This is a genomic window from Cupriavidus sp. SHE (assembly GCF_000812445.1).
GTDB classification, from domain to species: domain Bacteria; phylum Pseudomonadota; class Gammaproteobacteria; order Burkholderiales; family Burkholderiaceae; genus Cupriavidus; species Cupriavidus metallidurans.
In genome coordinates, this window is sequence record NZ_JWMB01000025.1 from 105306 (window position 1) to 117660 (window position 12355).

Here is a 12355-nt window from a genome sequence, read left to right on the forward strand (position 1 = left end):
CGTGCTATGCTTCGCGAGTGAAGACTTAGGTCCTTCCCCGCACAACTTGCCCTTTCGGGTCTGGCGGCGAGACCGAAAACTAGCGGCACCTGACACGGTGCCGTTCGTTCAAGGTGGTAACCGTTGGGCCCCCAAGAGTTGTTTGCAATCCGCTAACCGGTCGAGCCGTGTCGCGGAAGGTTGATGAACCCGCTTAACTCCGGCATTCCCGGAGAATAGTGAGCGCCCCATGATGCAGCAGTATCAAAGCAATTCGTACCTCTTCGGCGGCAACGCCCCCTATGTGGAAGAGCTGTACGAGGCCTACCTCCAGAATCCCAGCTCGGTTCCCGACAACTGGCGCGCGTATTTCGACGCGATGCAGAATGTCCCGGCTGCGGATGGTTCCAACGCCCGCGATATCCCCCACGCACCGATCGTCGCCTCGTTCGCCGAGCGCGCCAAGCAGGGCCCCATCAAGACCATTGTTGCCTCGGCCGATTCCGATATGGGCCGCAAGCGCGTCGCTGCCACGCAGCTGATCGCCGCTTACCGCAACATCGGCTCGCACTGGGCTGACCTCGATCCGCTCAAGCGCCAGGAGCGTCCGCCCCTGCCTGACCTGGATCCGGCGTTCTACGGCTTCTCCGAGGCTGACCTCGATATCGTCTTCAATGCCAGCAACACGTACTTCGGCAAGGAGTCGATGAGCCTGCGCGAGCTGCTCAACAATCTGCGAGAAACGTACTGCGGCACCATCGGCGCCGAGTTCATGTACGTGAGCGACCAGGCGCAGAAGCGCTGGTGGCAGGAGCGCCTGGAAACCACGCGTTCCAAGCCCGTGTTCACGCTGGAGAAGAAGAAGCACATCCTCGACCGCCTGACCGCGGCCGAAGGCCTGGAGCGATTCCTCCACACCAAGTACGTCGGCCAGAAGCGCTTCTCGCTCGAAGGTGGCGAGAGCTTCATCGCCGCGATGGACGAACTGATCCAGCACGCCGGTACCAAGGGCGTGCAGGAAATCGTGATCGGCATGGCTCACCGTGGCCGTCTGAACGTGCTGGTCAATACGCTGGGCAAGATGCCGGCCGACCTGTTCGCTGAATTCGAAGGCAAGCACGTCGACGACCTGCCGGCCGGTGACGTGAAGTACCACAAGGGCTTCTCGAGCGATGTCTCGACGGAAGGCGGCCCGGTTCACCTGTCGCTCGCGTTCAACCCGTCGCACCTGGAAATCGTCAACCCGGTGGTCGAAGGCTCGTCCAAGGCTCGCCAGGAACGCCGCGGCGACGTCGGCCACAAGGAAGTGCTGCCGGTGCAGGTGCACGGCGACGCGGCCTTTGCAGGCCAGGGCGTGGTGATGGAAACGCTGAACCTCGCGCAGACCCGCGGCTACGGCACGGGTGGCACGATGCATCTGGTTATCAACAACCAGATCGGTTTCACCACGTCGGACCCGCGCGACGCCCGTTCGACGCTGTATTGCACGGACGTGGTCAAGATGATCGAGGCGCCGGTGCTGCACGTGAACGGCGACGATCCCGAAGCCGTGGTGTACGCCATGCAGCTGGCCGTTGATTTCCGCATGGAATTCAACAAAGACGTCGTGGTCGACATCATCTGCTTCCGCAAGCTGGGCCACAACGAGCAAGACACGCCGGCTATGACGCAGCCGCTGATGTACAAGAAGATCGGCCAGCATCCGGGTACGCGCAAGCTGTACGCTGACAAGCTGGTGGCGCAGAACCTGACCCCGACCGAGTTCGGCGACGAGCTGGTCAAGGACTACCGTGCCGCCATGGACGCTGGCAAGCACACGGTGGACCCGGTCCTGTCGAACTTCAAGAACAAGTTCGCCGTGGACTGGATGCCGTTCCTGAACCGCAAGTGGACGGACGCTGCCGACACCGCCGTGCCGATGACGGAACTGAAGCGTCTGGCCGAGCGCATCACCACGATTCCTGAGCACTTCAAGCTGCATCCGCTGGTGGAGAAGGTCGTCAAGGACCGCTCCAACATGGGCCGTGGCGAGCAGATGCTGGACTGGGGCATGGGTGAACACCTGGCCTTCGCTTCGCTGGTTGCCTCGGGCTACCCGGTGCGTATCACCGGCCAGGACGCCGGCCGCGGTACCTTCACGCACCGCCACGCCGTGCTGCATGACCAGGCTCGCGAGCGCTGGGATGCCGGCTCGTACGTGCCGCTGCAGAACGTGTCGGAAAACCAGGCACCGTTCACGGTGATCGACTCGGTGCTGTCTGAAGAGGCCGTGCTCGGCTTCGAATACGGCTACTCGACCGCCGAACCGAATGCGCTGGTGATCTGGGAAGCCCAGTTCGGCGACTTCGTCAACGGCGCTCAGGTTGTGATCGACCAGTTCATCTCGTCGGGTGAAGTGAAGTGGGGTCGCGCATCGGGCTTGACGATGATGCTGCCGCACGGCTACGAAGGCCAGGGTCCGGAACACAGCTCGGCCCGTATCGAGCGTTTCCTGCAGCTCTGCGCCGATCACAACATCCAGGTTGTCCAGCCGACCACGCCGGCCCAGATCTTCCACCTGCTGCGTCGCCAGATGATCCGTCTGTTCCGCAAGCCGCTGGTGATCATGACGCCGAAGTCGCTGCTGCGTAGCAAGGATGCCGTGTCGCCGCTGTCCGATCTGGCCAAGGGTCATTTCGAGACCGTGATCCCCGATCACGAGGAACTGAACGCCAGCAAGGTCAAGCGCGTGATCATGTGCTCGGGCAAGGTCTACTACGACCTGGTCAACACCCGCCGTGAGCGTGGTGCTACCGACACGGCGATCATCCGCATGGAACAGCTGTATCCGTTCCCGCACAAGGCTGTTGCCGCGGAACTCAAGAAGTATCCGGGCGCGACCGAAATCCTGTGGTGCCAGGACGAGCCGCAGAACCAGGGTGCCTGGTTCTTCGTGCAGCACTACATCATGGAAAACATGACGGAAGGCCAGAAGCTCGGTTATGCCGGTCGTCCCGCCTCGGCTTCGCCGGCGGTGGGCTACTACGCAAAGCACAACGAGCAACAGAAGGCGCTGCTGGACGCTGCGTTCTCCAAGCTCAAGGGCTTTGTTCTGACCAAGTAATTCGTCGGCACCCGCGGCCGCGCACCAGGGTGCGCGCCGCGGGTCAGCCTACCCGCAACGAAACACACGCATACATCGAGGAATTTTCAAACCATGGCTATTGTTGACGTCAAGGTTCCCCAATTGTCGGAATCGGTCGCCGAAGCGACCATGCTGAACTGGAAGAAGAAGCCGGGCGAAGCTGTTGCTCAGGACGAGATCCTGATCGAAATCGAAACCGACAAGGTCGTGCTGGAAGTGCCGGCACCGTCGGCTGGCGTTCTGTCGCAGATCATCAAGAACGACGGCGATACCGTCGTGGCCGATGAAGTGATCGCCAAGATCGACACGGCTGCCACCGCAGGCGCTGTTGCACCGGCCGCCGCCGCTCCGGCTCCTGCCGCAGCAGCACCGGCCCCGGCAGCTGCTGCCCCCGCAGCCGCTGCCAGCGCTGGCGCCATCGCCATGCCGTCGGCTGCCAAGCTGATGGCCGAAGGTGGCCTGTCGGCTTCGCAAGTGGCTGGCACCGGCAAGGACGGCCGCATCACCAAGGGTGACGTGCTGGCCGCTGGCTCGGCTCCTGCTCCGGCCGCCAAGGCTGCTCCGGCTCCGGCCGCCGCCAAGCCGGCCCTGCCGCAAGTGTCGGCCCAGGTTGACTTCGCCGCGCTGGGCGATCGCCCGGAAGAGCGCGTGCCGATGAGCCGCCTGCGCGCCCGTATCGCCGAGCGTCTGATCCAGTCGCAATCGACCAACGCCATCCTCACCACCTTCAACGAAGTGAACATGAAGCCGGTGATGGATCTGCGCGCCAAGTACAAGGATCGCTTCGAGAAGGAACACGGTGTGAAGCTCGGCTTCATGTCGTTCTTCGTGAAGGCCGCCGTGCACGCGCTGAAGAAGTACCCGGTCATCAACGCCTCGGTGGACGGCAACGACATCGTCTACCACGGCTACTTCGACATCGGTATCGCCGTGGGCTCGCCGCGTGGTCTGGTGGTGCCGATCCTGCGCAACGCCGACCAGATGAGCCTGGCCGACATCGAGAAGAAGATCGCCGAGTTCGGCACCAAGGCGCGTGACGGCAAGCTGTCGCTGGAAGAACTGACCGGCGGTACGTTCTCGATCTCGAACGGCGGTACGTTCGGCTCGATGCTGTCGACCCCGATCATCAACCCGCCGCAGTCGGCCATCCTGGGCGTGCACGCCACCAAGGACCGTGCCGTGGTGGAAGACGGCCAGATCGTGATCCGTCCGATGAACTACCTGGCGATGTCCTACGACCACCGTATCATCGACGGCCGCGAAGCCGTTCTGGGTCTGGTGGCCATGAAGGAAGCGCTGGAAGATCCGGCTCGTCTGCTGCTGGACCTGTAATTCAGGCCAGACCTCCGTCTATCGTTTGTCGTCGTCCCCGCGCTCCGCGCGCGGGGACCCGGCCGCCACATCGCCGCCGGACGCCCGCCCTTGCGCGGGCATGACGCACCAGAGAGAAATTTCCCATGAGCAAACAATTCGACGTGCTGGTGATCGGCGCCGGCCCCGGCGGCTATATCGCCGCCATCCGCGCTGCCCAGCTGGGCCTGAACGTGGCTTGCCTGGAAGGCAATGCCTATGACGATCCGAAGGGCGAAGCACGCCTGGGCGGTACCTGCCTGAACGTGGGCTGCATTCCGTCCAAGGCACTGCTGGCTTCCTCGGAAGAGTTCGAGAACGCCTCGCATCACCTGGCCGATCATGGCATCACCGTGGGCGACGTCAAGGTCGACGTGGCCAAGATGCTCAAGCGCAAGGACGACATCGTCAGCAAGATGACGAAGGGCATCGAGTTCCTGTTCCGCAAGAACAAGGTGACCCTGTTCAAGGGCTACGGCAAGTTCACCGGCAAGGCTGCAGAAGGCTTCCAGGTGGAAGTGAACGGCGAAACGCTGACCGCCAAGCAGGTCATCATCGCCACGGGCTCGAAGGCTCGCCATCTGCCGGGCGTCGCTGTCGACAACAACCTGATCAGCGATAACGAAGGCGCTCTGAAGTTCGGTACCGTGCCGAAGAAGCTGGGCGTGATCGGCGCCGGCGTGATCGGCCTGGAGCTGGGCTCGGTGTGGCGCCGTCTGGGTGCCGACGTGACCGTGCTGGAAGCGCTGCCCGCATTCCTGGGCGCCGCCGACGAAGGCGTGGCCAAGGAAGCGCAGAAGCTGCTGACCAAGCAGGGGCTGCAGTTCCATCTGAGCGTCAAGGTCGACGAAGTGAAGACCGGCAAGGACAACGTCACGGTCAACTACACCGACAAGGACGGCAAGGCGCAGACGCTGGAAGTCGATCGCCTGATCGTGTCGGTGGGCCGCGTGCCGAACACCGACAACCTCGGCCTGGACGCCGTGGGCCTGGGCGTGGACCAGCGTGGCTTCATCGAGGTGGACGACCACTGCCAGACCAAGGTGCCGGGCATCTGGGCAATCGGCGACGTGGTGCGTGGCCCGATGCTGGCGCACAAGGCCGAAGACGAAGGTGTGGCTGTGGCCGAGCGTATCGTTGGCCAGAAGCCGCACATCGACTTCAACACGGTTCCCTGGGTTATCTACACATTCCCGGAAATCGCGTGGGTCGGCAAGACCGAGCAGCAACTCAAGGCCGAAGGCCGCGAGTACAAGTCGGGCCAATTCCCGTTCATGGCCAATGGCCGTGCGCTGGGCATGGGTGCTTCGGACGGTTTCGTGAAGATGCTGGCCGATGCCAAGACCGACGAGATCCTGGGCGTGCACATCGTGGCCGCGAATGCTTCGGACCTGATCGCCGAAGCCGTGGTGGCGATGGAGTTCAAGGCTGCGAGCGAAGATATCGGTCGCGTCTGCCACCCGCACCCGTCGATGTCGGAAGTCATGCGCGAAGCCGCGCTGGCCGTCGACAAGCGTCAGCTCAACATGTAAGGCATTTGCCTCGCAAAGTGTGAGCACCGGCGCGCCGCCATTCGCGGCGCGCCGTTTTCACTTGCAGCCCCCGGTTGAACCCACATGAACGTCACCGAGTTTTACGAACACGAACTCAAGCAGCGCGGCTATCAGTCAGATGAGGCGCAGCGTCGCGCCGTGGAGCGACTCCAGCAATGCTATGACGAGTGGGTGGCCTACAAGGGCCGTCGAAACAGCACGCTGAAGAAGCTGCTGGTACACCCCGAGGTGCCGAAGGGCGTCTACATGTGGGGTGGGGTGGGGCGCGGCAAGTCGTTCCTGATGGACAGTTTCTATTCCTGCGTGCCGGTGGTGCGCAAGACGCGGCTCCACTTCCACGAGTTCATGCGCGAGGTGCATCGGGAACTCGAGGAACTGCGCGGCCGGGCAGACCCGCTGGACGAACTGGCGAAACGCATTGCGCGCCGCTTCCGGCTGATCTGTTTCGACGAGTTCCACGTCAATGATGTGGCGGATGCGATGATCCTGCATCGTCTGCTGCAGCAGTTGTTCGAAAACGGTGTGCAGTTCGTGATGACGTCGAACTATCGCCCGGATTTGCTTTACCCGGATGGCCTTCACCGTGATCGGGTGCTGCCGGCTATTGCGCTGTTGCAGCAAAAGCTCGATGTGCTCAATGTCGATGCCGGCATCGACTACCGCAAGCGGGCACTGGAACAAGTACAGGCCTACCATACGCCGCTGAACCGGGAAGCCAGCGCCGCGCTGCGCGATGCGTTCGTGTCCATCGCGGGCACGGCGGACGAGTCTCCGATCCTGCATATCGAACATCGCGAGATCAAGGCGCTGCGAAAGGCCAATGGCGTGGTCTGGTTCGATTTCGCGACCTTGTGCGGCGGCCCCCGCTCCCAGAACGACTATCTGGAGATTGCGTCACAGTTTCATACGGTGATCCTGTCGGATGTGCCGAAGATGACGCCGCGGATGTCCTCGGAGGCGCGCCGCTTCACCTGGCTGATCGATGTTTTCTACGATCACAAGGTCAAGCTGCTGATGTCCGCCGAGGTACCAGCCGACGAACTCTATACCGAAGGCCAGATGGCGAACGAGTTTCACCGGACGGTGTCGCGGATCATCGAGATGCAGTCGAGGGAGTACATCGAGTCCGAACGTCGTACCGTCGACACCTCGTTGACCTGACAGGCTGGCAGGGGAGTCTGAGAGTCGTTCGAATCGGCTCCCCTGTCTGCACGGCCAGACTCTGACTCCATTTTTGGAAGTTTGATCTTTATCAAGGCATATGGCGCGCTGGTTACCTAGTATTCGCTGGGTACTAAAAGCGCACTATGCCGTCCCTGCACGCTAGCCCCCTCGCGCCCGATGGAACGTCCGTTCCGTCCAATCCGAGCGCACAACTTGGTTCCGCCGCAGCCCTTGCCTCGGGCACACGGCCTGGGTCGGCGTCTCTATCTACATCCACTACTCATTGTTTTCATTGCGGCCAGCCTCTCGGGCGCGATGTCACGCCGCTCGTCGCTGATATCGGCGGGCAGCGCCGCACATTCTGCTGTGGCGGCTGCCAGGCGCTGGCGCAGACACTCTATTCAGCCGGCTTCGGGCATCTATATAGCGATGTCACGCGGTTCGCGCGGCCGATAGATGCCCAGGCGCGACGCGAGGCAGAGCCTGTGTGGGCCGCCTACGATACCCCCGAGCTGCGCAACCAGTTCGTTCGAGAACTGGGCGACGGCCGGGCGGAGATCACGCTGGCGCCGGAAAACATCCGCTGCGCGGCTTGTGCCTGGCTGATCGAGCAGCACCTCGGGCAACTGGATGGGGTCGAGTCGGCCGTGGCGAACGTGGCCACGCGCCGCGTAGTGGTGCGCTGGCAAGAGAACAAGCAGGGCGTGGCGGGGCTGCTGTCCACGCTGGCCGACATCGGCTACCAGGCATGGCCGTTTGAGGTCTCGCGTGGCGACCAGCACGATCGCCGCGAGCGGCGCGGTCTGCTGATGCGCATGGCCGTGGCGATGCTCGGCATGATGCAGGTGATGATGTATGCGTGGCCGCTCTATACGCACGAAGCTACGATCGACCCTGGTCAGCTTCAGTTGATGCGCTGGGCGAGCTTTGCACTGACGATCCCGGTGGTTCTTTACTCTGCCTCGCCGATTTTCGCTGGCGCATGGCGTTCATTGCGGCAACGGCATATGGGCATGGACGTGCCTGTTGCGATCGGCGTGCTGGCTGGCTTCGTCGCGAGCGCTGTTGCAACCGTGCGGGGCGTCGGGGAGGTCTACTTCGATTCAGTGACGATGTTCGTCGCGTTCCTTCTGTTGGCCCGCTATCTGGAGTTGCGTGTCCGGCAAGCCTCGCGCAGTGGCGCCGAGATGCTGGCGCGCCAGCTGCCCGCGACCTGCGAGCGGCTGGTGGAGGCGAGCGGCGTCGGCGAGCGGATCCCGGTTGCGCGACTGAATGCCGGTGACCGGATTCGCGTGAAGGCGGGCGAGATCATGCCGGCCGACGGTGTGGTGGTGGCCGGTGTCAGCGAGATCGACGAGTCGATGCTGACAGGGGAAGCGCGGCCGGTGAAGCGCGCCATTGGCGACACGGTGCTGGCGGGTTGCTTCAATGCTGCCAGTCCGCTCGAGGTGAGCGTGCGCCGGATCGGCGCGCAGACCCGTCTCGCCGAGATCGTCGCCGTGCTGGATCGCGCGCTGGCGGACAAGCCCCGTCTGGCCCAATTGGCAGATCGCGTGGCCGGCTGGTTTGTCGCCACCCTCTTGATCCTGGCCGCAATCACCGGGCTGGTCTGGGCGATCTGGATCGATCCATCACGCGCGCTGCTGGTGACAGTCGCGGTGCTCGTTGTGAGCTGTCCTTGCGCGTTGTCGCTGGCTACTCCGGCGGCGCTGGCCGCCGCTGGCGCGGCGTTGTCGCGGCGCGGCGTGCTGCTGACCCGCGCGCATACGCTCGAAGCGCTTTCGGGTGTCACGGACGTCATGCTCGACAAGACGGGTACGTTGACCGAGGGGCGCTTTGCGCTCGTGTCGACGGAGATCGTGGGCAATCTGGATACGCCGACTTGCCAGAGTCTCGCCGCCGCCATGGAGCGTGGTGGGGAACATCCGATTGCCAGGGCCCTGGTTGACGCCGCCGCGGACCATGCCGAACGGCTGGTGGCTGAGCTGCACAACGTTCCCGGGCAAGGGTTGCAGGCAAATGTCGACGGCCGGTTGATGCGGCTGGGGCGTAGAGAGTTCGTCGCGGAGTTGGCACCGGCAGCGGCCGATATCCGCCGCAGTGGCGACCGTTATCCTGGCGCTACCGAGGTCTGGCTTGGTGACGCAAGCGGACCGCTGGCGTGTTTTCAGTTGGCCGATGTCGAACGGCCCCAGACTGCCGAGCTTCTGGCTTCGCTGACCCGACTCGGTGTGCGCTGTCATCTGGTTTCGGGCGATCAGCCGGCAGCGGTGCGCTGGTGGGCGGACCGCTTCGGCATCGAGACCGCCGTTGGCGCGGTCACGCCTGAAGGCAAGCGCGACTATGTAGCCAATCTTCAACAGCAGGGCGCCGTCGTTCTGGCGGTGGGCGACGGCATCAACGATGCGCCGGTGCTGGCCCAGGCCCAGGTTTCGATAGCGATCGGCAGCGGTGCGCCATTGGCGCAGGCCGGTGCCGATGCCGTGCTGACACACGGTGGCGTGGGCGAAATCGCCAATGCCATCGCCGTGGCCCGCAAGACGCGCCGTGTGGTACGCCAGAACCTGGGTTGGGCCTTTTTCTACAACGTCGTGGCGATCCCCCTGGCAGCTACCGGGCTCGTTACGGCATGGATGGCAGGCATCGGAATGTCCGTGTCGTCGTTACTGGTTGTCGGCAATGCATGGCGCCTGTTGCGCGCCGCGGCGGCGCCGGCCAGGGAGTCCTGAATATGGAAACACTCTATCTATTGGTGCCGATGAGCCTGGTGCTGGTGGCCGTGATTGCCGGGGCGCTGTGGTGGGCGTTGCACGCGGGGCAGTACGACGACCTTGATCGCCCGGCGGAAGCAATTTTGCTCGACAACGACAAGCCTTGAATGTCAAGGCATATAGGTGACCGTTGCGGCGAACGCGCATTGACAGGAATTAATGCAAGCAGTTCGCAAGGGATGCTGGTGGCTTGATGAAAGTCAACGCGACTTGTAAGCCGATTTTCTAAAGTCACACCGTCAGTAGGTTTATTTTTACTTTTTGCATTGGGGGTCTGAATGGCTGTCACCACCGCGTCCTCACGCGCCGACACCTTCAACTATGGAGTCGTGCGGCAGTTTGCCGTCATGACCGTGGTTTGGGGGATCGTTGGCATGGCCGTAGGCGTTCTGCTTGCGGCGCAATTGATCTGGCCGGATCTGAATTTCAATACACCGTGGTTATCGTTCGGTCGCTTGCGACCGCTTCACACCAATGCGGTGATCTTTGCATTTGGCGGTAGCGCGCTGTTCGCCACGTCGTACTACGTCGTGCAACGCACCTGCCAGGCCCGGCTGTTCTGCGGCCCGCTGGCGTCGTTCACATTCTGGGGCTGGCAAGCCATCATCATCGCGGCGGTGATCACGCTGCCGATGGGCATTACTTCTTCCAAGGAGTATGCCGAGCTCGAATGGCCGATCGATATCCTGATCACGCTGGTCTGGGTTGCCTACGCGGTGGTGTTCTTCGGCACGATCATCAAGCGCAAGACCCGTCATATCTACGTGGCGAACTGGTTCTTCGGCGCTTACATCCTGACGATCGCCATCCTACATATCGTCAACAACATCGAAATGCCGGTGTCGATGTGGAAGTCGTACTCGGCCTATGCAGGCGTGCAGGACGCGATGATCCAGTGGTGGTACGGCCACAACGCGGTGGGCTTCTTCCTGACCACGAGCTTCCTGGGGATGATGTACTACTTCATCCCGAAGCAGGCAGAGCGTCCGATCTACTCGTATCGCCTGTCGATCGTCCACTTCTGGGCGCTCAACTTCACGTACATGTGGGCGGGTCCGCACCACCTGCAGTACACCTCGCTGCCTGACTGGGCGCAGTCGCTGGGCATGGTGTTCTCACTGATCCTGCTGGCTCCGTCGTGGGGCGGCATGATCAACGGGATCATGACGCTGTCCGGTGCCTGGCACAAGCTGCGTACCGATCCGATTCTCAAGTTCCTGGTGGTGGCGCTGTCGTTCTACGGCATGGCCACGTTCGAGGGCTCGATGATGTCGATCAAGACGGTGAACGCGCTGTCGCACTACACGGACTGGACGATCGGCCACGTGCACTCGGGTGCCCTGGGCTGGGTCGCGATGATCTCGATTGGCTCGCTTTACTACCTGATTCCGCGCCTGTTCGGTGAGAAGGAGATGTACAGCACGCGCCTGATCGAGTGGCACTTCTGGATTGCGACGATCGGCGTGGTGCTCTACATCGCGTCGATGTGGATCGCCGGTGTGATGGAAGGTCTGATGTGGCGCGCCACGCAGCCTGACGGCACGCTGACCTATGCGTTCGTCGAAGCGGTCAAGGCAAAGTATCCGTTCTATCTGATCCGTCTGCTGGGTGGCCTGTGCTTCCTGAGCGGCATGATCCTCATGGCTTACAACGTGGCACGTACCATCATTGGCAAGCCTGCGGTTGACGCTCCGATTCCGGCCAACCTGCCGGCTTCCGCCCACTGATCGCCGAGGACCGAACGATGTCTCAAAAACAAGGATTCTTTTCCCACGAAACGCTGGAGAAGAACGTCGGCTGGTTGATCATCGCAACCATCATCGTGGTCAGCATCGCTGGCCTGGTGCAGATCGTGCCGCTGTTCTTCCAGCACTCGACGACCGAGCCCGATCCGGGCATCACGCCGTACTCGCCGCTGCGTCTGATGGGGCGCGACATCTACATCCGCGAGGGTTGCGTTGGTTGCCACTCGCAGCAGGTGCGTACCCTGCAGGCGGAGACTGAGCGTTATGGCCATTTTTCCACGGCGGGCGAGTCGGTGTATGACCACCCGTTCCTCTGGGGCTCGAAGCGTACCGGTCCGGATCTCGCGCGCGTTGGCGGCCGTTATTCGGACGACTGGCAGCGGATCCACCTGCGCAATCCGCGTGATGTGGTTCCCGAGTCGGTGATGCCTTCGTACCCGTGGCTGGAAAAGACGCAGTTGCCCACCAACGACATCCAGGCACGCATGCACGCGCTGAAGCGCCTGGGTGTGCCGTACAAGGACGAAGAGATTGCTCGTGCGTCTGAAGAGCTGGCGGGCAAGACGGAAGAAGATGCGCTGGTGGCGTATCTGCAGGGACTTGGCCTGAATCGCCGCAATGTGCGCGTTGACTCGGCGGCGGCTCCGGCGCCGGCGAAGGAGTGATGCC

General features: G+C 62.7%; 8 protein-coding genes. All 8 read left to right on the forward strand.

The features are described from left to right. Positions 1-229: 229 nt before the first annotated feature. The 8 genes from RN01_RS14085 to ccoO all read left to right on the forward strand — a co-directional run bounded on the left by RN01_RS14085 (position 230) and on the right by ccoO (position 12351). Positions 230-3082, forward strand: coding sequence for a 2-oxoglutarate dehydrogenase E1 component (locus RN01_RS14085; protein ID WP_024570144.1), 2853 nt, complete (start codon positions 230-232; stop codon positions 3080-3082). Positions 3083-3175: 93 nt separating this feature from the next. After that, on the forward strand, positions 3176-4435 hold the full coding sequence (gene odhB, locus RN01_RS14090; RefSeq protein WP_011516760.1) for a 2-oxoglutarate dehydrogenase complex dihydrolipoyllysine-residue succinyltransferase: 1260 nt from the start codon (positions 3176-3178) through the stop codon (positions 4433-4435). 125 nt (positions 4436-4560) lie between these two features. Next, positions 4561-5985 (forward strand): dihydrolipoyl dehydrogenase, encoded by a 1425-nt coding sequence (gene lpdA, locus RN01_RS14095; protein ID WP_017514112.1) that lies wholly within the window; start codon positions 4561-4563, stop codon positions 5983-5985. A gap of 84 nt (positions 5986-6069) precedes the next feature. Next, on the forward strand, positions 6070-7167 hold the full coding sequence (gene zapE / locus RN01_RS14100) for a cell division protein ZapE (protein ID WP_008647467.1): 1098 nt from the start codon (positions 6070-6072) through the stop codon (positions 7165-7167). A 146-nt stretch (positions 7168-7313) separates the two neighbouring features. Next, entirely contained in the window at positions 7314-9899 is a 2586-nt protein-coding gene (locus RN01_RS14105; protein WP_024570145.1) for a heavy metal translocating P-type ATPase, read from the forward strand. Positions 9900-9901: 2 nt separating this feature from the next. Next, positions 9902-10048 carry a cbb3-type cytochrome oxidase assembly protein CcoS gene (gene ccoS / locus RN01_RS14110; RefSeq protein ID WP_008647465.1) on the forward strand — a complete coding sequence of 49 codons (147 nt, stop codon included), beginning with the start codon at positions 9902-9904 and terminating at the stop codon, positions 10046-10048. 171 nt (positions 10049-10219) lie between these two features. Next, a complete protein-coding gene (gene ccoN, locus RN01_RS14115; RefSeq protein ID WP_008647464.1) occupies positions 10220-11668 on the forward strand; it encodes a cytochrome-c oxidase, cbb3-type subunit I in 1449 nt (482 codons plus the stop codon). 17 nt (positions 11669-11685) lie between these two features. Then, positions 11686-12351 (forward strand): cytochrome-c oxidase, cbb3-type subunit II, encoded by a 666-nt coding sequence (ccoO, locus tag RN01_RS14120; protein ID WP_024570146.1) that lies wholly within the window; start codon positions 11686-11688, stop codon positions 12349-12351. The last annotated feature ends 4 nt before the right edge of the window (positions 12352-12355 follow it).